We start from the raw sequence: 19,993 nt of genomic DNA on the forward strand, positions 1-19,993 counted from the left end.
CCCGCATCAGGGCCTTGCGTCATTTTTCCGATGAAATCATCGTTAACAATCTCCTCCAGTTTGGATACATCTCGCGATCGGGGGATGTTGTGACTAAAGACGATTTTCTCGACCAGCCGCCGGCCGGCGCGGCTTTGACCGCTTATGACGAGGCGCATCTGAAGCTCTATGTCCGGCTGCTCGATGCCGACGCGGAAAGCGCCGATTGGCGTGAGGTGGTCGAAGTCCTCTTCGGGCTCGACGCCAAGGCCGAACCGGAGCGCGCTCGGCGCATCTACACCAGCCATCTCGACCGCGCGAAATGGATGACCACCAGCGGCTTCTGTCAATTGCTGCAAGGCCGCCTGCACTGAGGTGATGCACAAACCGCATCACGTTGCGCCCACTTCGTTCTTCCCGCGCTTTGTTCAACCGGGAATCGTATCCGCTGCACAACTCGCGTTGTAAAACGTTGCGGAGGCGGTGGAGGATGAAGGATGAAAGTTGGCGGTCTGAAGCCGCCTATGACTATATCGACAAGTTGACGCCGGGCGATCTTGCCTGGGAGTTCCTGCGTCGTAATCCCGACTACAGAAAATCATATCAGGAACTGGTTGCGATCGGACGGCTGACCGGGGACATCGCCCGGGAATTCGCCGAACAATGGGGGTTGCGATTTCGTCGCCGACCCTCGCAACTCCGCGCTCATCCAGCCGGTCTTCTGGACCCCGCAAACCGATCCCGCGACACTCCCGTTCACCAGCGGACCGAGTCCGGCGGGAGATTTCCGCCTCGGCGTTGAGGATCTGCTCGCCCATGCCATCATCGAGCATGATCCTGGTCTGATCCGGCTCACGCTGCGGGGCGAGCCCCACGACGTGGCCTTGGTCGACGTCGATGATGCCCGCCCCCTCGGCGCATTCGTCCTGTTCGATGAACTGACGCCCGACCGATTGACCGCGGTCGAACGCCTCTGGCACGCAATGTTCGGCAAGCGTGTGCCGCCCGATCCGCGCATGACGCTGCAGAGACGTCAGCGCGCGCGCCAGATGCTGCGCGCTGTCGACGCGCGCGAGAGCGGCGCCATCTACCGCACCGTCGCAGAGCATCTCTTCCCTCAGCACAAGATCGACGCAGCGTCCTGGGTCGGCGACCCAATCCGGGAGATCACCATCCGTCTCGCCCGCGACGGCATGAAGCTCGTTCGCGGCGGCTACCGGACATTGCTGCGCCGCCCACGCCGGGATCGCTGACGCCCGCTCGGGTGTCGATTTTAGCGCCTTACTTCGACATCGTCCGAGGCGCCGTCTTCGCGCCACCGTGCTCGCAACCCGCCGCTTGTTCGCAGCGGCCACCGCGAGACCACGAAGGTGCGACCATGGCCGACAGAGCCGCCAATCTACCGCCACGCTACCTGAGGACGCAGGAAGCCGCCCGCTTCCTCGGCCTCTCCGAACGCACCCTCGAGAAGCACCGGACCTACGGCACCGGTCCGGTCTACCGCAAGCTCGGCGGCCGCGTCGTCTATTCCGTCGAGGACCTGCAGAGCTGGGCCGACCGGGGCCTGGTCACCTCGACCTCCGATCCGCGCGGCGGCACCGTGCTCCCAGCCAAGCGCCAGGTCACCGCATCCCCCGCCACCGCCGGCGGCCGCTTCGCGCGCTGAGGCGGCCGGCCGTGTCGTCCCGCCACACCCATCACGATGAGCGCGCGCAGCTCGATCTGTTCCGGGCGCTGCCCGGCGATCTCGCACCCCGCGATGCCCAGGACCTCATGGCTTATCCGTTCTTCTCGCTCGCCAAGTCGAAGCGCCTGGCGCCGATCGACTTCAAGGCGGGTTCGGTGAAGATCCGCGTGGAAGCCGTCCCCGAACATGGCATGGCCACGATTTGGGACGCCGATGTCCTCATCTGGGCAGCCTCCCAGATTGTCGAAGCGCGCGATGTCGGCTTGCGTCCGTCGCGCCTGATGGCGACCACCCCCTATGAAATTCTGAACTTCATCGGCCGCGGCGTGTCGCTACGCGACTACGACCGCCTGAAGGCCGCGCTCGACCGGCTGCAGTCGACCACGGTCGCGACCTCGATCCGCCAGCCGACCGAGCGGCGGATGCACCGCTTCTCTTGGATCAACGAATGGAAGGAGCGCGCCGATCACCGCGGCCGTCCGCTCGGCCTCGAGCTGATCGTTCCCGACTGGTTTTACGGCGCCGTCCTTGACGATGCGCTCGTGCTGACGATCGACCGCAGATACTTCGATCTCACAGGCGGGCTGGAGCGCTGGCTTTATCGCCTGGTGCGCAAGCACGGCGGCAAGCAGGAACACGGCTGGAGCTTCGATTTCCCGCACCTCCACGCGAAATCCGGCAGCCTCTCGCCGCTCAAACACTTCGCCTACGACCTGCGCGAGATCGTCCGCCGCCAGCCGCTGCCCGGCTATCGCCTGACCATCGAGCAATGCTTCGGCGGTCCCGAAATCCTGTCTTTCGTACCCACCGATCACGACGCGCTCGGCATTCCGCGCCGCCGTCGCCGCTCGACAACTCGACCTGGGGATAAGCTGTGAATCATCTCGTGCTATCAGGGACCGGGGCTATCGTGCCATTGGGGACCGGACCCTCGTGCTATCGGGGACCGAAATCGCCGATTCATCGCGCTGAATCAGCAGCTTGCGAGCCCCGTAACTTATCTAACCTAGATTCCTACGGAATCTTTCTAACGCAACCCGTTTTTTCGTGCTGTGTGGACGAGTCCCCGATCGTCGGGAGACCGTCATGATCGTCGCGCTCCTCAACCAGAAGGGCGGCGTCGGCAAGACGACGCTCGCCCTCCATCTCGCCGGTGAACGGGCTCGGGGCGGTAAGCGCGTCACGCTCATCGACGCCGATCCTCAAGGGTCTGCGCTGGATTGGTCGCAGCAACGCAGCCGGGAGGGATTGCAGCGGCTGTTCGGTGTTGTCGGCCTGGCCCGGGACACGCTCCACCGTGAAGCGCCGGAGCTGGCGCGTGACGCTGACCATGTCGTCATCGACGGACCGCCGCGCGTCGCCAGTTTGATGCGCTCGGCGCTGCTCGCCGCCGACCTCGTGCTGATCCCAGTGCAGCCGTCGCCGCTCGACGGCTGGGCGTCGGCCGAGATGCTCGCGCTGCTCAATGAAGCACGTATCTACCGCCCAGAGCTTGCCGCTCGCTTCGTGCTGAACCGCTGCGCGGCGCGCACCGTGCTCGCCCGCGAAACCGTCGAGACGCTCGCCGACCACGACCCGCCATTGCTCGCGACGACCATCGGTCAGCGCATCGTCTTCGCCGATGTCGTGCAGACCGGCCGGATCGCCGCGGAGCAGGACCAGGATTGTCCGGGCGCGCGCGAGATCACCGCGCTCGCGGCCGAAATCTTGAGGATCGGCGCATGAGCGAACGATCTCCCAGGCGTGGGTTCGCATCTCGGCCAGGCGATCCAGAAAACTGGATCAAGGCGCCCGATCGCCAGACACAGCGACCGCAATCCGCCGACGACTTCTCGGCTCGGCTGACCATCGACGTCACCGCCGACATGCGCGGCCGCATCAAGATTGCGGCCTTCCAGCGCGGCCAGACTGTCGCCGACATGCTCCGCACGCTGCTCGAACGCGAATTCCCACAATCCCAAGGAGACGACTGATGTCCGGCCTTGCTGCCGTATCCGCGCGCGCCGGCCGCGCACCTCCCACGCCGCCTGCGGATCTCACCAAAGTCGAACTCGTCTGGATCGAGAAGCAGATCGAGCACTGGATTCGTTTCGGCCGCGAGGTCCGCGAACAGGTCCTCGACCGTCGCCGCCGTATCCTCTTCTTCCCTTCCGGCGCGGTCTTCGCGCTGGTGCGCTGGGCCGCGAACGAGCACGGCACCATGCTCTCCCGCCTCGACATTCTGCGCGCGGTGGGTCCTGGCGAACGCTGCCAGACAATCCCGACCGTGACGCCCGGCGGCGACATTCTGCTCCGCGTCGACGGCTGGCCGAGGGTGGAGCGCATGCTCCAGCTCATCGACGCGATCGAGGCCATCGGCATCGATCCGGCCGAGGTCGCGCCCGATTACTGGCGGCACGTTCACAATCGCCTGGCCGTCGGCGAGACGCCGCGCGCCTACACGACGCAGCGCCATCGCGCCTTCCTCCTGGCGCGGAGGATCGGCGCATGACCCGGCTCGGCTACGCCGTCACCACGACGGGCGCCGTGTCGTTGCTCGGCATCCTATCGATCGTTTCCTTCGCGCCGAAGCTGATCTGGAATGCGTCGGCCAGCACGCCGATCGGCCTCTATGCCATCGCGCCAGACCCGTCCCCCGAGGTCACCGATCTGGTCGCCGTGCGTGCGCCCGAGCCGTTCGCGAGCTTCCTCGCCGAGGGCGGTTATCTGCCGCGCGGCGTGCCGCTGATGAAGCGCGTCGTAGCGCTTCCCGGTCAACGCGTTTGCAGGACAGGCCTCGCCATCACCGTCGACGCCGTGCCGATGGGCGACGCGCTTGATCGCGATCGTCGCGGCAATCTGCTGCCCGTCTGGCAAGGCTGCCGCGTCGTCGCCGAGGGCGAGCTGTTCCTGATGAACTGGCAGGTCAGCGACAGCCTCGACGGCCGCTACTTCGGCGCGCTTCCCGCCGCCGCCGTGATCGGCCGGGCCATCCCTCTCTACACCGACGAGGACGGCGATGGCCGCTTCGTCTGGCGCGCGCCGACGCGGTGACGACGTGCCCATTCCTAATCTCACCGCACATCAATGGAGACAATCATGTCCCTAATCGGTCAATTCAGCCGCACCAAATCGGGCTATGCCGGGCGCGTCAGAACGCTCACGCTCGACGCCGAGTTGGTGCTCGTGCCGGTAGAGCAATCCGACACGGAGAACGCGCCCGACTACCGCGTCCATCTCGGATCGGATGAGGACGGTCCCGAAGTTGGAGCGGGCTGGAAGCGCACCGGTGAGAAGGCCGGCGAGTACGTTTCGTTGCAGATAGACGATCCGACCTTCAGCCAACCGGTCCGCGCTAACCTGTTCCAGTCGGCCGACGACAAGTCCGACTGGGGTCTGCACTGGAACCGCCCGCCTCGGCGCAGCGAGCGGGACTGAGCGATGTCGGCCCGCCGCCATCCCGCTGTCGCCGGCCGGCATTCCACCGTCCGGCGCACAGCCTTCCTTCTCCTTTCCGGCCTGCTGACCGCCGCGCCGCTTTGCGCCGACGCGAATGCACAGACCGTGTCGGGCGAACGCCTCTCTCGCGTCGATCCCTACGCCGCCTTGATCGCCGAGGCTGCGCGACGATTTGGCGTTCCCGAACATTGGATTCGTGCGGTCATGCGCGTCGAAAGCGCCGGCGACATGCGCGCCATCTCATCGGCCGGCGCGATGGGCCTGATGCAGATCATGCCCGCGACCTGGGCGAATTTGCGCGCTCGACATGGTCTCGGCGACCCCTACAACCCGCGCGATAACATCATGGCGGGCGCGGCGTATCTGCGCGAGATGCACGATCGCTACGGCTCGCCCGGCTTTCTGGCGGCCTACAACGCTGGTCCCGGCCGCTACGAGGAATATCGGGCGACCGGCCGCCCGTTGCCGGCCGAAACACGCGCCTATGTCGCCGCCCTCGCACCGATCATCGGCGGCGGCGATCTCGCTGCCCCCGTCACGGTGGCGACCGCCGATCCGCTCGCCTGGACCCGTGCGCCACTCTTCATCGTGCAGGTCGACAGCAGCGCGGGTGCAGTCCAGCGGCAGCGGGACGGCGATCCGGCCGCACCCTCTGCGCGGGAGTCCGCTCGCCATCCGGACCTGCCTGCACCGCGATCGGACGGCCTATTCGTGGCGCGGACTGATACTGCGGGGCCGCGATGAGTGGCTTCGCACTCCATGCGGCATTGTCGGGTTCTGGCGTGGAGTTGGCGTCAGAGGCGGGAAAAGCAGGCAGCACAACCGAACGATGGCGAGATAAAAGCGCGCGATGTGCGGCCTGGCGCGGCCGTGTGTTTTCAGAGACTTATGGAGCATTCGCGCGAGGTGCGCCTGATCGGCGCAGCCTGCGCCATCGAGATTCCTGCAAGTGTTTCCTCGGCTTTGCGCGATGTGCGGGGCCTCGACCATGAGCGGCGAGGACGATTTCCGCATCCGGCCTGGCCGCATCCGCTCGACCCGCGCACAGCAGGCGCGGCCCTTCATCGCCCAGGCGCTCGCCGCCGCCCAGCGCGCCGGCGGTAGCGTCTCGCGCTCCGGCAAGATCAGCTCGGGCAACCACTCGCGTTTCGGGCGCGGTCAGCGCGCGACCGTACAGGCCAATCGTTTGCTCACCAGCCGCTCGCGCAACACGGTGATCAAGACGCGCGTCGTCCGGCACAGCGCTCGGGCCGCGCCGCTCAGCGCCCACCTCAGCTATCTGCGGCGCGAGGGTGTCACCCGGGATGGAGAGAAAGCCCGGCTGTTCGGGCCGGAGACCGAGGACGCCGATCCCAAGGCCTTCGCGGAGCGGACCCAGGACGACCGCCATCATTTCCGCTTCATCGTCTCGCCCGAGGACGCGACGGAGATGTCCGACCTCAAGACCTTCGCCCGCGACCTGATGGGCCAGATGGAAAAGGACCTCGGCACGAAGCTCGATTGGGTCGGCGTCGATCACTGGAACACGGACAATCCGCACGTCCATATCATCCTGCGCGGGCGCAACGATGACGGCCAGGACCTCGTGATCTCGCGCGACTACATCAAGGAAGGCATGCGTGCCCGCGCGCAGGATCTCGTCACCCAGGAGTTGGGACCGCGCACCGATCACGAGATCCGCCGCAATCTCCAACGGCAGACCGAGGCGGAACGCTGGACCAATCTCGATCGCCAGCTTGCCCGTGACAGCTACCGCACCGGCGTTGTCGATCTTGCCCCGCACCCCGATCGCCGGCCCGACGAATTCCATGCGATGAAGGTCGGTCGGCTGCGGAAGCTGGAGACGCTCGGCCTCGCCGACCAGATCGGCCCCGGCCAATGGGCCGTGTCCGAGAATGCCGAGGCGACCCTGCGCGAGCTGGGCGAGCGTGGCGACATCATCAAGCGCGTTCATCGCGGCCTAACCGAACGCGGCATCGAACGGGGCGCGGCGAGCTATGTGCTCGCCGGCGAGAGCCTCAGCGATCCTGTCGTCGGCCGGCTGGTCGATCGGGGTCTCGACGATGAGCTGAAAGGCACGGCCTATGCCGTGGTCGACGGCACGGACGGGCGAACCCATCACATCAAGCTGCCCGACCTCGACGCCGCCGGCGACAGCGCGCCGGGCTCGATCGTCGAGCTGCGCAAATTCGACGACGCGCAGGGACGCAGGCGGGTCGCACTCGCCGTCCGCTCCGATCTCGACATCTCCGCCCAAGTCCATGCGACCGGCGCAACCTGGCTCGACCGGCAGGCGATCGCCCGCGAGCCCGTCGCACTCGGCGGTGGCGGCTTCGGTGCGGAGGTTCGCCAGGCGATGGACCGGCGCGCCGAGCATCTCGTCAGCCAGGGTCTCGCCGAGCGACAAACGCGCGGCATCAGCTTTTCGCCGGGGCTGATCGACACGCTCCGGCAGCGCGAGGTGGAGGCCCTTGGCGAGAAGCTCGCGGCCGAAACCGGGCGCCAGTTCATCAGGGCCGCAACGGGCGAGTATGTGGCGGGCACCTATCGCCAGCGCTTCGCGCTCGCTTCCGGCCGCTTCGCCATGATCGACGACGGCCTCGGCTTCCAGCTCGTGCCCTGGTCGCCGTCCCTCGAACGCCAGGTCGGTCAGCACGTCTCCGGTGTGTCGCGCGGCGCCGGCGGCGTCGACTGGAGCTTCAGCCGCAACCGCGGCCTCGGCATGTAGCCCAATCAAGAAAGGAGTGCCCGCCATGTCGGCGACCAAGATCCTCTGGGGCCAGATTCTCACCGTCTTCCTGATCGTGCTCATGACGACCTGGGCGGCGACGCAGTGGACGGCCTATCGGCTCGGCTTCCAGCCGCAGCTCGGACTCCCGTGGTTCGAATTGGTCGGCTGGCCGATCTACTATCCGCCCGCCTTCTTCTGGTGGTGGTATTTCTACGATGCCTATGCGCCGCCGATCTTCATCGAGAGCGCTTATATCGCGGCGTCTGGCGGCTTCATCTCAATCGCCGTCGCGATCGGCATGTCCGTCTGGCGGGCGCGTGAGGCGAAGAACGCCGAGACGTTCGGCTCCGCCCGGTGGGCCGATGCGCGCGAAGTGAGCGCCGCCGGCCTCACGGGCGCGGATGGCGTCATCCTGGGGAAGTTCGAGCGCGACTATCTCCGCCACGATGGTCCCGAGCATGTGCTGTGCTTTGCGCCCACGCGATCCGGCAAGGGCGTCGGCCTGGTCGTGCCGTCGCTACTCACCTGGCCCGGCTCGGCGATTGTCCATGACATCAAGGGCGAGAACTGGACGCTGACGGCCGGCTTCCGGTCCCGGCACGGCCGCGTCCTGCTATTTGATCCGACCAACGCGAAGTCGGCCGCCTACAATCCGCTGCTCGAGGTGCGCCGCGGTGAATGGGAGGTCCGCGACGTCCAGAACATCGCCGACATCCTGGTCGACCCGGAAGGCTCGCTCGAGAAACGGAATCATTGGGAGAAGACTAGCCACGCGTTGCTGGTCGGCGCCATTCTGCACGTCCTCTACGCCGAGGCCGACAAGACCCTCGCGAGCGTCGCCGCCTTCCTCTCCGATCCAAAGCGGCCGATCGATTCGACCCTCGCCGCCATGATGAAGACGGCGCATCTCGGCGAGGCCGGACCGCATCCGGTGATCGCCAGCGCCGCACGCGAGCTGCTGAACAAATCAGACAATGAGCGGTCGGGCGTGCTGTCCACCGCGATGTCGTTCCTCGGCCTATACCGCGATCCCGTAGTGGCAGAGGTCACACGCCGCTGCGACTGGCGCATCGTCGATATCGTCGGCGGCAAGCATCCAACGACGCTCTACCTCGTCGTGCCACCATCGGACATCAATCGGACCAAGCCGCTGATCCGCCTGATCCTCAATCAGATCGGCCGGCGGCTCACGGAGGATCTGAAGGCGAACGGCAACCGCCATCGTCTTCTCCTGATGCTCGACGAATTTCCGGCCCTCGGCCGCCTCGACTTTTTCGAGAGTGCGCTCGCCTTCATGGCGGGATACGGCCTCAAAGCCTTCCTCATCGCCCAGTCGCTGAACCAGATCGAGAAGGCCTACGGGCCGAACAACTCGATCCTCGACAACTGCCATGTGCGCGTCAGCTTCGCGACCAACGATGAGCGGACCGCCAAACGTGTGTCGGATGCGCTTGGCACCGCGACCGAGATGCGCGCGATGAAGAACTATGCCGGTCATCGCCTGTCGCCCTGGCTCGGCCACTTGATGGTCTCGCGCTCGGAAACGGCCCGGCAACTGATGACGCCCGGCGAAATCATGCAGCTTCCGCCATCCGACGAAATCGTCATGGTCGCCGGCACCCCGCCGATCCGCGCGAAGAAGGCGCGATATTATGAGGATCGCCGGTTTCAGGAGCGCATCTTGCCGCCGCCAAACCTTTTGAAGCCAACAGCCGCCCGACCGGACGACTGGAGCACGCTGCCCCTTCCGGTGAAGCCGGCGGTGGCGACGGCTACCGGCGGCGGCGGATCGGAAGATGAGGACACGACCGACTCCGAGCGCCGGCACCAGCCGGAACTGAGCCGCTCAAAACCCGTCGAGACTAAGCAACCCATCGAAAACGAATTCGAGATCGACCCCCGCGACGACGCCGACGAGGATGCCGCACGTCTCTCGCGCATGAGCCAGACCATGCGCCAGGTGGCACGCCAAGCCTCGCTCGATCCCAACGACGGCATCGAGCTTTAGGAGGCACCATGGTAAAGCCTCCCAAAAAGCAGCGGCTATCCGTGTATCTCGAACCGGACGTCATGAAAGCGCTCGCCGCGCACGCCGCCCGGCGCGATCAATCCCTCTCCCTGATCGCGGAAGCCGGCATCGCCTCTTTCCTCTCGCCTGACGCCTCCGAACGGCAGGAGGCGGCGACGACGAAGCGGCTCGATCAGCTCGACCGGCGAATGGCACGCATGGAGCGCGACCTTGGCATCGCCGTCGAAACGCTGGCCGTCTTCATCCGCTTCTGGCTGACGACGAACCCGCCGCTACCGGAGCCTGCCCAGACTGCGGCGCGCGCCAAAGCCGGCGAGCGCTACGAGGCGTTCGTCACCGCGCTCGGCCGCCGACTCGCTCACGGGCCGAAGCTTCGGCAAGAGATTTCGGAGGACATCGCGCCCGCGCATGACGCGGAATAATCACGGCTGCGTCTGCCGCAAGTATTCCGCCATTCCGCCGTTTCCCTGTCTTTGTACGCCACAGTACGACGACCACATTATGGTTGTTGTCAGGCCATGATTTCTGCCTCTCCTACTCATCCCCGATCCAGGGCCGCGCTTCGCGGACCCGCAAAAGGACGGGGACGACGTGGCGGCCAATCACCAGAAATCGCAGGCGATCCTTCGCGGCGCGCGCATGCTGCGCACCGCCCTCGGGCCGGCGATCGCCCGGTTTCTGGAAGACCCTGCGATCGTCGAGGTGATGCTCAACCCCGATGGGCGGCTCTGGGTCGACCGTCTTTCCGAAGGGCTTTCCGACACAGGTGAAGTGCTGTCGCCTTCGGACGGCGAGCGGATCATCCGGCTCGTCGCCCACCATGTCGGCGCGGAGGTTCATCCCGGCGCCCCGCGTGTCTCGGCCGAGCTGCCCGAAACGGGGGAGCGGTTCGAGGGATTGTTGCCGCCGGTGGTATCCGCGCCGGCCTTCGCGATCCGTAAGCCTGCCGTCGCCGTGTTTACGCTCGACGATTATGTCGCCGCCGGGATCATGGTGGCGGATCAGGCCGAGACGCTGCGCCAAGCCGTCGCCGGACGGCGCAACATCCTCGTCGCCGGAGGCACATCCACCGGCAAAACGACCCTCACCAACGCACTGCTCGCCGAGGTCTCGAAGACCTCGGACCGGGTCGTCCTGATCGAGGACATTCGCGAGCTGCAATGCGCCGCGCCCAATCTGGTCGCGATGCGGACAAAGGACGGCGTCGCCTCGCTCTCCGATCTCGTCCGCTCCTCGCTTCGCCTGCGCCCCGATCGCATCCCGATTGGAGAGGTGCGCGGCGCTGAGGCACTCGATCTGCTGAAGGCCTGGGGCACCGGACATCCCGGCGGCGTCGGAACGATCCACGCCGGCACGGCCATCGGGGCGCTGCGCCGCATGGAGCAGCTGATCCAGGAAGCCGTGGTCACCGTCCCGCGCGCTCTGATCGCCGAGACGATTGACCTGGTCGCCGTGCTGTCCGGTCGCGGCGCGTCGCGCCGCCTCACCGAACTCGCCCGTATCGAGGGCCTTGGCCCCGACGGCGACTACCGCGTCACCCCCGCAAGCCAGCCCCTCACAGGAGACCCGTCATGATCCAGCATACCCTGCGCATCCGCCGCCACATCGCCACGGCGGTGTCAGTCACCTTTCTCACGCTGGCGCTCGCCCCCGCCGCCCACGCCACGGGATCCTCAATGCCGTGGGAAGCACCACTGCAGAAAATTCTCGATTCGATCGAGGGTCCGGTCTCCAAGATCATCGCGGTCATGATCATTATCATCACCGGCCTGACACTCGCTTTTGGCGACACGTCGGGCGGCGCACGCAAACTGATCCAGATCGTCTTCGGTCTGTCGATTGCCTTCGCCGCGTCCAGTTTCTTCCTGTCGTTCTTCTCGTTCGGCGGCGGGGCGCTCGTCTGATGGCCGACGGCGCCGACAATGGCGGTGAGCTGCCGGGCCTCTCGGTCCCGGTCCATCGGGCGCTGACCGAGCATATCCTGCTCGGCGGCGCTCCGCGCTCGATCGCCATCCTCAACGGTACGCTCGCCGCCGCGCTTGGCCTCGGCCTTCGCCTCTGGCTGGTCGGTCTCGGGCTCTGGGCTCTCGGCCACTTCGCGGCTGTCTGGGCCGCCAAGCGCGATCCGCAATTCGTCGACGTCGTGCGCAAGCATCTGCGCATCCCCGGCCACCTGTCGCTCTGAGCAGGAACGACGATGATGAACCTCGCCGAATATCGCAACCGCAACACCCGACTCGCGGACTTCCTGCCCTGGGTCGCTCTGGTCGGCAAAGGCATCGTGCTGAACAAGGACGGCAGCCTGCAGCGCACCGCGCGCTTCCGCGGCCCCGACCTTGACAGTGCGGTGCCGGCCGAGCTGGTCGCGGTCGCAGGCCGTCTCAACAACGCCTTCCGTCGCCTGGGTTCCGGCTGGGCGATCTTCGTCGAGGCGCAGCGCCATGGCGCCGCGACCTATCCCGCCAGCATGTTCGCCGACAGCGCCTCCGCCTTGGTCGATGCCGAACGCAAGGCCGATTTCGAGGAAGCCGGCGCGCATTTCGAGTCCAGCTACTTCCTGACTTTCCTCTATCTGCCGCCGGTCGAGGACGCGGCGCGGGCCGAAACCTGGCTCTACGAGGGCCGCGATCACGCCGGCGTCGACGCGCACGAGATCCTGCGCGGCTTCGCCGACCGCACCGATCGCATCCTCCAGCTCATCGACGCCTTCATGCCGGAATGCGCCTGGCTCGATGACGGCGAGACGCTGACCTATTTGCATTCGACGGTCTCGACGAAGCGGCATCGCGTCCGCGTCCCCGAAACGCCGATGTATCTCGATGCACTGCTCGCCGATCAACCACTCACCGGCGGGCTGGAGCCGCGCCTGGGCGATGCGCATGTCCGCATCCTCACCATTGTCGGCTTCCCGACCGCGACCACGCCCGGCATCCTCGACGAGCTGAACCAGCTGGCCTTTCCCTATCGCTGGTCGACGCGCGCCATTCTGCTCGACAAGACCGACGCGACCAAGCTGCTGACCAAGATCCGGCGGCAATGGTTCGCCAAGCGCAAATCGATCGCCGCCATCTTGAAAGAGGTGATGACGAACGAGGCCTCCGCCCTCGTGGACACCGATGCTTCTAACAAGGCGGCCGATGCCGACATGGCGTTGCAGGAGCTGGGCGCGGACTACGCCGGCCAAGCCTATGTGACCGCGACGATCACGGTCTGGGACGATGATCCGCGCATCGCCGCCGAGAAGTTGCGGATGGTCGAGAAAGTCATCCAGGGCCGCGACTTCACCGCAATGCCCGAGACGATCAACGCTGTGGAAGCCTGGCTCGGCTCGCTGCCCGGCCATGTCTACGCCAATGTCCGCCAACCCCCGATCAACACATTGAATCTCGCCCACATGATCCCGCTGTCGGCGGTGTGGGCGGGACCGGAACGGGACGAGCACTTCGCAGCACCCCCACTGCTGTTCGGCAAGACCGAAGGCTCGACCCCATTCCGGCTTTCCATCCATGTGGGCGACGTCGGCCATACTCTGATCGTTGGTCCGACCGGCGCCGGCAAGTCGGTGCTGCTGGCGCTGATGGCGCTGCAATTCCGACGCTATCCCCAAAGCCAAGTCTTCGCCTTCGACTTCGGCGGATCAATCCGCGCCGCGGCGCTCGCCATGCGTGGCGACTGGCACGATCTCGGCGGTGGCCTCACCGAAGGCTCAGACGACAGCGTGTCGCTTCAACCGCTCGCACGCATCGAGGATGTCGCCGAGCGCGCCTGGGCCTCCGATTGGCTAGTCGCGATCCTGATACGCGAGAGTGTGCCCGTCACGCCCGAGGTGAAGGAACATCTTTGGTCGGCGCTCTCCTCGCTGGCCTCCGCACCAATCGCCGAGCGGACGTTGACGGGTCTGTCTGTCCTGCTTCAGTCGAACGACCTGAAGCAGGCGTTGCGGCCCTATTGCGTTGGCGGTCCCTATGGACGGCTGCTCGACGCGGAGGCCGAGCATCTGGGTGAGGCCAATGTTCAGGTCTTCGAGACCGAAGGACTTATCGGCACTGGCGCGGCTGCCGCTGTGCTCGCCTATCTCTTTCACCGTATCGAGGATCGCCTAGACGGTCGCCCGACACTGCTGATCGTCGACGAAGGCTGGCTCGCGCTGGACGACGAGGGTTTCGCCGGGCAACTCCGCGAATGGCTGAAGACGCTCCGCAAGAAGAACGCCAGCGTCATCTTCGCCACCCAGTCGCTCTCGGATATTGACGGCTCGGCGATCGCGCCGGCCATCATCGAAAGCTGCCAGACCCGCGTCTTGCTCCCGAACGAGCGCGCGATCGAGCCGCAGATCACGGCTATCTATCGCCGCTTCGGGCTCAACGATCGCCAGATCGAGATCCTCGCGCGGGCGATGCCCAAGCGCGACTATTACTGCCAATCCCGGCGCGGCAACCGGCTGTTCGAGCTGGGCCTGTCGGACGTGGCGCTCGCGCTTTGCGCCGCATCATCGAAGCAGCATCAGGCGCTGATTGCGGAGGTTCACGCCCGCAGCGGCACGGACGGGTTCCTCGCGGAGTGGCTCGCCGAAAACCGGCTTGCCTGGGCCGCCGACCTCATCGCCGACCTCACCAACGTCACTCCTCAAACCGATCCGGAGGCACGCCCATGACCCGTTCCGTTCGTTCCCACTCGCGTGCCGCTCGGCTCGCCTTCTCCATTCTGGCCGCACCTTTGGCGCTGTCACCGCTGCTCACCGCGCCGGCCCAAGCCATCATCGTCTACGATCCCACCAATTACGCGCAGAACGTTCTTCAGGCTGCCCGCGCGCTCGAGCAGATCAACAACCAGATCACCTCGCTGCAGAACCAGGCGCAGTCACTGATCAATCAGGCGCGCAACCTCGCGAGCTTGCCATACTCGTCACTGCAGCGGCTTCAGCAGTCCGTGCAGCGGACGCAACAGCTCCTCACTCAAGCGCAGAACATCGCCTACAATGTGCAGAACATCGACCAGGCGTTCCGCACAACCTATGGCAACGCGTCGATGACCGCGTCTGACCAGCAGCTCGTCGCCGGCGCGCGGGAGCGCTGGCAGAACACGGTCGGTGGCTTGCAGGATGCGATGCGCGTCCAGGCCGGCGTCGTCGGCAACATCGACACGAACCGAACCCAAATGTCGGCGCTGGTCGGGCAGAGCCAGGGCGCTACCGGCGCGCTGCAGGCGACACAGGCGGGCAATCAGCTTCTCGCCCTGCAAGCGCAGCAGCTCGCCGACCTAACGGCTGTGGTGGCCGCAAACGGTCGCGCGCAGAGCCTGTCCGAAGCGGAGCGCTCAGCCGCTGCCGAGCAAGGTCGCGAGCAGCGCCGTCGCTTCCTGACGCCGGGCAGCGGCTACCAGCCGGGCAATGCCCGCATGTTCCCGAACGCCAACTGAGGGGCGCGGCCATGGACGGCAAGATGCTCGCCCGACTCGGCACCGTCGTGTTTGTCGCAATCGCAGTGACTGCGAGCGCGATCCAGATGAGCCGGAAAGAAGAAGCGCCCGAGGCGTGGCCGTCCGGCCGCGCCGCCGTGACCGCGGCCGACCCGTTGCGCGACGAGCTGATCCGCTGCCAGGCGCTCGGCGAAGCCGGTCCCCGCGACCTCGCATGCCTGCGGGCTTGGGCTGAAAACCGCAACCGCTTCCTTGCGCCCGGCGCGCGACCTGCCGAGCGACTGCCGGACATGCCGCCAGCGCCGCGAAACGACACCACTCCCCAACCGGGCCGCACCGATCAGCCAGCCGTGGAGCCCGCCGCGCCGATCGCGCCGCCGCAGCTCGACGAAGCGAGATAACATCATGGGCGGCACCGGCGTCATCGACCATTTCCTCGAGGTCTTCACCCGCTACATCGATAGCGGTTTCGGGTTGCTTAGCGGCGAAGTCGCCTTCATCGCCACCACCCTGATCGTCATCGACGTGACGCTGGCTGCACTCTTCTGGAGCTGGGGCGCCGGCGACGACATCATGGCTCGCCTGGTGAAGAAGACGCTGTTCGTCGGCGTCTTCGCCTACATCATCGGCAACTGGAACAACCTGGCACGCATCGTCTTCGAAAGCTTCGCCGGCCTGGGCTTAAAGGCCAGCGGCACCAGCTTCACCACGGCCGATCTCTTGCGCCCTGGCAGGGTCGCGCAAACCGGTCTCGACGCCGGCCGGCCGCTCTTGGAGTCGATCTCTGGTCTGATGGGCTACTGGTCGTTCTTCGAGAACTTCATCCAGATCGCCTGCATGTTCCTTGCCTGGGCGCTGGTGCTTCTCGCCTTCTTCATCCTCGCCATCCAGCTCTTCGTCACCCTCATCGAATTCAAGCTGACGACGCTCGCGGGCTTCGTGCTGATCCCCTTCGGCTTGTTCGGCAAATCGGCCTTCATGGCCGAACGCGTACTCGGCAACGTCATCTCCTCCGGCATCAAGGTTTTGGTGCTTGCCGTCATCATCGGCATCGGTTCGACCCTCTTCTCAGAGTTCACATCCGGCTTCGACGGGGCAACCCCCACCATCGACGAAGCGATGGCGATCGTGCTTGCCGCGCTGTCGCTGCTTGGCCTCGGCATCTTCGGTCCTGGCATCGCCAGTGGTCTCGTTTCCGGCGGCCCGCAGCTCAGCGCCGGCGCGGCGGTCGGCACGGGCATGGCCGCGGGCGGCATGGTCGCGCTCGGCGCTGGCGCCGTCGGCGCCGCCGCCTCCGGTGGTGCTGCGCTGGCCGGTGGCGCCGCCGCCGCCGCTCGCGGCGGTGCTGCGATCGCTGGCGGCGCATCCACCGCCTACAGCCTTGGCGCAGCGGGCCAGTCCGGTGCGTCCGGTGTCGCGTCCGGCCTCGGCGGGGTCGCGCGTGCGGGCGGTAGCGCCGCGGTCTCACCACTGCGCCGCGCCGCCTCGCGGGCCGCGGAAAGCATGCGCTCCAGCTTCAATGCTGGCGGCAAGGCCGCCTTCGAGGCGACGGGCGGCACTTCCACCGCGGGCTCGATCGGCGGTGACGCGGCCGGTGACGCCGCTGCCGGTTTTCCAACCGCCGGCGCTCCGCCGGCCTGGGCCCAGCGGATGCGGCGCTCGCAGCACATGACCCATGCCGTGCAGGCCACGGCCCATGCCGTCCGCTCAGGCGACGCCCACGGCGGCGGCTCCTCCGTCAACCTCTCCGAAGGCGATCGCTGATGTTCAAACGACCAACCACTCATTATGGAAAAGCCTCCGAGCCGGAGACGCCCTATCAGCGCGCCGCCCAGGCCTGGGATGAGCGTATCGGCGCCTCGCGTGTCCAGGCGAAGAACTGGCGGCTGATGGCGTTCGGCTCGCTGATCCTGTCGGCCGGGTTCGCCACCGCGCTCGTTGTGCAGTCAGCGCGGGGAACGATCGTGCCGTGGGTGGTGCAGGTCGATCGGCTCGGCCAGGCGCAGGCCGTCGCGCCTGCCGTCACCGACTACCGGCCGACCGATCCGCAAATCGCTTTCCACCTCGCGCGGTTCATCGAACAGGTCCGCTCTATTCCGGCCGACGCCATCATCGTGCGCCAGAATTGGCTGCGCGCTTATGACTTCACGACCGATCGCGGCGCCATGGCCCTGAATGATTACGCTCGGTCGAACGACCCGTTTGCGAAGGTCGGCCGCCAGCAGATCGCGGTCGACGTCTCCAGTGTCATTCGCGCCTCACCCGACAGCTTCCGCGTCGCCTGGGTCGAGCGCTGCTATGAGAATGGCCAGCTCGCCGAGACCACGCGCTGGACAGCGATCCTGACGATCGTGGTGCAGATCCCGCGCAACGCCGATCGGCTCAGGGCAAATCCGCTCGGCATCTACGTCAACGCAATCAACTGGTCACGGGAGCTTGGGCAATGAAGCCGTATTTCCGTAAAGCCGGAAACCCGGCTTCATACACATCCGTAGTCTCGGCTTTCCGCAGAGCCGCATTTCCCATGGCCCTGCTGGCGACGACCGCGCTCGCAGGCTGCGCCACCACCAATCCGCCGCCGGAGATCTCTTATGACAACGCCGCTCCGGCCGTGCAGACCGTCGATCCGCCTGCACCCGTAACGGTAGTCGAACTGCCTCGGCCGCTGCCGCTGCCTGGCCAACTGCAGCGCGTCGAGCCATCCCGGCGCATACCGGAGCCGACCGATCCAACGGCGCGGGTGAACCAGGCCAATGCAGCCGCCCGCATCCAGCCGGTGCGCGACGGCTTCATCAACTCGATGCAAGTCTATCCGTTTACGCAAGGAGCGCTCTATCAGGTCTATACCGCCGTCGGACAGATCACGGACATCGCGTTGCAACCCGGCGAGCAGCTCGTCGGCTCAGGCCCCGTCGCCGCCGGCGACACGGTGCGCTGGATCATCGGTGATACCGAGAGCGGCTCGGGCGCGACCCGGCAGATCCATATACTCGTGAAGCCCACCCGCACCGATCTGATGACGAACCTCGTCATCAATACCAATCTGCGCACCTATCATATGGAACTGCGCTCGACCGAGCGGACGTATATGGCGTCTGTGTCCTGGCATTACCCACAGGACCAGCTCATCGCGCTGCGCCGGCAAAACGCCGAAGCGCAGGCCGCCCAGCCGGTGGCGAGCGGCGTCGATCTTGCCAACGTCAACTTCCGCTACGCCATCGACGGCGACCGCGCGCCGTGGCGGCCGCTGCGCGCCTTTGACGATGGCCGCCAGGTCTTCATCGAATTCCCGCGCGGGATCAGTCAGGGCGAAATGCCGCCGCTGTTCGTCGTCGGACCGGAGGGCAATACCTCAGAGCTTGTGAACTACCGTGTTCGCGGCAATCACATGATCGTCGATCGGCTCTTCGCCGCGGCCGAACTGCGCTTCGGCTCCGGCGATCACCAGAAGCGCGTGCGCATTACCCGCACTGACGGGAGGCCCGCATCGTGAGCGAGAATCCGCGCCGGAACGAGGAAGTGCCGGACGACGATACGCAGCCCCTGACCGGCGAGCCGATCGGGCCCGCGCCAATGCGTCTGCGCGCGGAACCGCCGCGCGTCACGCGGCTGTCGCGTAAGTTCCTCGCGGGTATCGGCCTCGTCGCCAGCGTCGGGCTCGGCGGCGCTCTCGTCTACGCGCTTCAGACCCGCGATGGCGGACGCCCGAACGAGGAACTCTATTCAACGGAGAACCGCTCGACCGCCGACGGGCTCGCCGGCCTGCCGCGTGACTACAGCGGTGTACCTCGCCTTGGTCCGCCGCTCCCGGGAGACCTCGGCCGCGCGATCGTCGGCGCGCAGGAGCGCGGCCAACCCGTTCTGACGCCTGGCATCGCCACTCCCAATCCGGGCATCAGTCCCGAAGAACAGCGCAGGCTGCAGGAGATCGAGACCGCCAGGACCAGCCGGCTATTTTCCGGCACCGAGATGCGCACTGGAGCGTCCGTTGCGGCGCCCGCTATCGCTCCGCCGCCAGCGCCCGACCTCGCGGGCCTTGGCCTCGCGCCTCCGCCCGCGACACCATCGGCGCAGGACCGCCAGACTGCCTTCCTCAACGCGGCCCCGGACCGCCGTACAGTCGCGGCCGATCGTGTCGTTGCGCCCGCATCTCCGAACATCCTGCAAGCAGGCGCGGTCATATCGGCCGCGCTGATCACCGGCATCAGGTCCGATCTGCCGGGCCAGATCACCGCGCAGGTGACCGAAAATATCTACGACAGTCCGACCGGCCATATCCTGCTCGTGCCGCAGGGCACGCGCATCATCGGCCAGTACGACAACAACGTCCAGTTCGGCCAAAGCCGCGTGCTACTCGTTTGGAATCGACTGATCTTCCCGAACGGCCGGTCGATCGTGCTCGAGCGCCAGCCCGGCGCGGATGCCGAGGGGTTTGCCGGCCTTCAGGACGGTGTCGACTATCACTGGTGGGATCTCGTCAAGGCGGCGGGGCTTTCCACGCTGCTTGGCGTTGGAGCAGAACTCGCCACGAACGATGACGATCGACTTATCCAGGCGATCCGAAGTGGCGGCCAGGATACCATCAATGACGCCGGCCAGCAGATCGTCCGCCGTCAGCTTAATATTGCGCCGACGTTGACAATCCGTCCGGGCTTCCCTGTGCGCGTGATTGTCACCCGCGATCTAGTGCTCGAACCTTACGGAGGGTGAG

Annotated in this window: 23 protein-coding genes and 1 pseudogene; all 24 read left to right on the forward strand. The window is 66.4% G+C overall.

All coding sequences use genetic code 11. From position 1 onward, the window contains the following. The first annotated feature begins 89 nt into the window (after positions 1 to 89). Positions 90 to 353 (forward strand): DUF2285 domain-containing protein, encoded by a 264-nt coding sequence (locus tag HB777_22285; protein QND66371.1) that lies wholly within the window; start codon positions 90 to 92, stop codon positions 351 to 353. Between the two features lie 116 nt (positions 354 to 469). After that, positions 470 to 673 (forward strand): annotated as a pseudogene (locus tag HB777_22290) (hypothetical protein). Between the two features lie 13 nt (positions 674 to 686). Next, positions 687 to 1,232 (forward strand): DUF2285 domain-containing protein, encoded by a 546-nt coding sequence (locus HB777_22295; GenBank protein QND68869.1) that lies wholly within the window; start codon positions 687 to 689, stop codon positions 1,230 to 1,232. Positions 1,233 to 1,357: 125 nt separating this feature from the next. Continuing rightward, positions 1,358 to 1,645: a helix-turn-helix domain-containing protein gene (locus HB777_22300; GenBank protein QND66372.1), complete on the forward strand. Its 288-nt coding sequence runs from the start codon at positions 1,358 to 1,360 to the stop codon at positions 1,643 to 1,645. 11 nt (positions 1,646 to 1,656) lie between these two features. After that, positions 1,657 to 2,544, forward strand: a complete 888-nt coding sequence (locus tag HB777_22305; GenBank protein ID QND66373.1) for a replication initiator protein A — start codon at positions 1,657 to 1,659, stop codon at positions 2,542 to 2,544. 208 nt (positions 2,545 to 2,752) lie between these two features. Then, positions 2,753 to 3,391 (forward strand): AAA family ATPase, encoded by a 639-nt coding sequence (locus HB777_22310; GenBank protein ID QND66374.1) that lies wholly within the window; start codon positions 2,753 to 2,755, stop codon positions 3,389 to 3,391. After that, positions 3,388 to 3,639, forward strand: a complete 252-nt coding sequence (locus tag HB777_22315) for a hypothetical protein (protein QND66375.1) — start codon at positions 3,388 to 3,390, stop codon at positions 3,637 to 3,639. The genes HB777_22310 and HB777_22315 overlap by 4 nt, the downstream gene beginning before the upstream one ends. Continuing rightward, positions 3,639 to 4,157, forward strand: a complete 519-nt coding sequence (locus HB777_22320; protein QND66376.1) for a DUF2840 domain-containing protein — start codon at positions 3,639 to 3,641, stop codon at positions 4,155 to 4,157. Before HB777_22315 ends, HB777_22320 begins: the two co-directional genes overlap by 1 nt. Continuing rightward, positions 4,154 to 4,699 (forward strand): S26 family signal peptidase, encoded by a 546-nt coding sequence (locus tag HB777_22325; GenBank protein QND66377.1) that lies wholly within the window; start codon positions 4,154 to 4,156, stop codon positions 4,697 to 4,699. Before HB777_22320 ends, HB777_22325 begins: the two co-directional genes overlap by 4 nt. A 45-nt stretch (positions 4,700 to 4,744) precedes the next feature. After that, entirely contained in the window at positions 4,745 to 5,083 is a 339-nt protein-coding gene (locus HB777_22330; protein QND66378.1) for a DUF736 domain-containing protein, read from the forward strand. A gap of 3 nt (positions 5,084 to 5,086) precedes the next feature. Next, positions 5,087 to 5,848 (forward strand): lytic transglycosylase domain-containing protein, encoded by a 762-nt coding sequence (locus HB777_22335; protein ID QND66379.1) that lies wholly within the window; start codon positions 5,087 to 5,089, stop codon positions 5,846 to 5,848. Between the two features lie 244 nt (positions 5,849 to 6,092). Beyond that, positions 6,093 to 7,832, forward strand: coding sequence for a DUF3363 domain-containing protein (locus HB777_22340; protein QND66380.1), 1,740 nt, complete (start codon positions 6,093 to 6,095; stop codon positions 7,830 to 7,832). A 25-nt stretch (positions 7,833 to 7,857) separates the two neighbouring features. Beyond that, positions 7,858 to 9,843: a conjugal transfer protein TraG gene (locus tag HB777_22345; GenBank protein QND66381.1), complete on the forward strand. Its 1,986-nt coding sequence runs from the start codon at positions 7,858 to 7,860 to the stop codon at positions 9,841 to 9,843. An 8-nt stretch (positions 9,844 to 9,851) separates the two neighbouring features. Continuing rightward, a complete protein-coding gene (locus tag HB777_22350; GenBank protein ID QND66382.1) occupies positions 9,852 to 10,286 on the forward strand; it encodes a CopG family transcriptional regulator in 435 nt (144 codons plus the stop codon). Between the two features lie 169 nt (positions 10,287 to 10,455). Then, on the forward strand, positions 10,456 to 11,439 hold the full coding sequence (gene trbB / locus HB777_22355; protein ID QND66383.1) for a P-type conjugative transfer ATPase TrbB: 984 nt from the start codon (positions 10,456 to 10,458) through the stop codon (positions 11,437 to 11,439). Further along, positions 11,436 to 11,768 (forward strand): conjugal transfer protein TrbC, encoded by a 333-nt coding sequence (locus tag HB777_22360; GenBank protein ID QND66384.1) that lies wholly within the window; start codon positions 11,436 to 11,438, stop codon positions 11,766 to 11,768. The genes trbB and HB777_22360 overlap by 4 nt, the downstream gene beginning before the upstream one ends. Beyond that, entirely contained in the window at positions 11,768 to 12,049 is a 282-nt protein-coding gene (locus tag HB777_22365; GenBank protein QND66385.1) for a conjugal transfer protein, read from the forward strand. Before HB777_22360 ends, HB777_22365 begins: the two co-directional genes overlap by 1 nt. 12 nt (positions 12,050 to 12,061) lie before the next feature. Next, positions 12,062 to 14,518, forward strand: coding sequence for a conjugal transfer protein TrbE (locus HB777_22370; GenBank protein ID QND66386.1), 2,457 nt, complete (start codon positions 12,062 to 12,064; stop codon positions 14,516 to 14,518). Continuing rightward, positions 14,515 to 15,282, forward strand: coding sequence for a P-type conjugative transfer protein TrbJ (gene trbJ, locus HB777_22375; protein QND66387.1), 768 nt, complete (start codon positions 14,515 to 14,517; stop codon positions 15,280 to 15,282). Before HB777_22370 ends, trbJ begins: the two co-directional genes overlap by 4 nt. A gap of 11 nt (positions 15,283 to 15,293) precedes the next feature. Continuing rightward, entirely contained in the window at positions 15,294 to 15,683 is a 390-nt protein-coding gene (trbK-alt, locus tag HB777_22380) for a putative entry exclusion protein TrbK-alt (GenBank protein QND66388.1), read from the forward strand. A 4-nt stretch (positions 15,684 to 15,687) separates the two neighbouring features. After that, positions 15,688 to 17,046, forward strand: coding sequence for a P-type conjugative transfer protein TrbL (gene trbL / locus HB777_22385; GenBank protein ID QND66389.1), 1,359 nt, complete (start codon positions 15,688 to 15,690; stop codon positions 17,044 to 17,046). After that, positions 17,046 to 17,729: a conjugal transfer protein TrbF gene (locus tag HB777_22390; protein ID QND66390.1), complete on the forward strand. Its 684-nt coding sequence runs from the start codon at positions 17,046 to 17,048 to the stop codon at positions 17,727 to 17,729. Before trbL ends, HB777_22390 begins: the two co-directional genes overlap by 1 nt. Next, positions 17,726 to 18,775, forward strand: coding sequence for a P-type conjugative transfer protein TrbG (gene trbG, locus HB777_22395; GenBank protein QND66391.1), 1,050 nt, complete (start codon positions 17,726 to 17,728; stop codon positions 18,773 to 18,775). The genes HB777_22390 and trbG overlap by 4 nt, the downstream gene beginning before the upstream one ends. Next, positions 18,772 to 19,992 carry a TrbI/VirB10 family protein gene (locus HB777_22400; GenBank protein QND66392.1) on the forward strand — a complete coding sequence of 407 codons (1,221 nt, stop codon included), beginning with the start codon at positions 18,772 to 18,774 and terminating at the stop codon, positions 19,990 to 19,992. The genes trbG and HB777_22400 overlap by 4 nt, the downstream gene beginning before the upstream one ends. Position 19,993 lies beyond the last annotated feature (1 nt).

It is taken from the genome of Mesorhizobium loti (assembly GCA_014189435.1).
Lineage (GTDB): Bacteria > Pseudomonadota > Alphaproteobacteria > Rhizobiales > Rhizobiaceae > Mesorhizobium > Mesorhizobium loti_G.

Coding starts and splice junctions, on each gene's coding strand:
- HB777_22370 (QND66386.1), top strand. CDS start 12,062: ATGATGAACCTCGCCGAATATCGCAACCGCAACACCCGACTCGCGGAC.
- HB777_22360 (QND66384.1), top strand. CDS start 11,436: ATGATCCAGCATACCCTGCGCATCCGCCGCCACATCGCCACGGCGGTG.
- HB777_22335 (QND66379.1), top strand. CDS start 5,087: ATGTCGGCCCGCCGCCATCCCGCTGTCGCCGGCCGGCATTCCACCGTC.
- HB777_22390 (QND66390.1), top strand. CDS start 17,046: ATGTTCAAACGACCAACCACTCATTATGGAAAAGCCTCCGAGCCGGAG.
- HB777_22350 (QND66382.1), top strand. CDS start 9,852: ATGGTAAAGCCTCCCAAAAAGCAGCGGCTATCCGTGTATCTCGAACCG.
- trbK-alt (QND66388.1), top strand. CDS start 15,294: ATGGACGGCAAGATGCTCGCCCGACTCGGCACCGTCGTGTTTGTCGCA.
- HB777_22325 (QND66377.1), top strand. CDS start 4,154: ATGACCCGGCTCGGCTACGCCGTCACCACGACGGGCGCCGTGTCGTTG.
- HB777_22330 (QND66378.1), top strand. CDS start 4,745: ATGTCCCTAATCGGTCAATTCAGCCGCACCAAATCGGGCTATGCCGGG.
- trbJ (QND66387.1), top strand. CDS start 14,515: ATGACCCGTTCCGTTCGTTCCCACTCGCGTGCCGCTCGGCTCGCCTTC.
- HB777_22300 (QND66372.1), top strand. CDS start 1,358: ATGGCCGACAGAGCCGCCAATCTACCGCCACGCTACCTGAGGACGCAG.
- HB777_22365 (QND66385.1), top strand. CDS start 11,768: ATGGCCGACGGCGCCGACAATGGCGGTGAGCTGCCGGGCCTCTCGGTC.
- HB777_22315 (QND66375.1), top strand. CDS start 3,388: ATGAGCGAACGATCTCCCAGGCGTGGGTTCGCATCTCGGCCAGGCGAT.
- HB777_22320 (QND66376.1), top strand. CDS start 3,639: ATGTCCGGCCTTGCTGCCGTATCCGCGCGCGCCGGCCGCGCACCTCCC.
- HB777_22345 (QND66381.1), top strand. CDS start 7,858: ATGTCGGCGACCAAGATCCTCTGGGGCCAGATTCTCACCGTCTTCCTG.
- HB777_22340 (QND66380.1), top strand. CDS start 6,093: ATGAGCGGCGAGGACGATTTCCGCATCCGGCCTGGCCGCATCCGCTCG.
- HB777_22310 (QND66374.1), top strand. CDS start 2,753: ATGATCGTCGCGCTCCTCAACCAGAAGGGCGGCGTCGGCAAGACGACG.
- trbG (QND66391.1), top strand. CDS start 17,726: ATGAAGCCGTATTTCCGTAAAGCCGGAAACCCGGCTTCATACACATCC.
- trbL (QND66389.1), top strand. CDS start 15,688: ATGGGCGGCACCGGCGTCATCGACCATTTCCTCGAGGTCTTCACCCGC.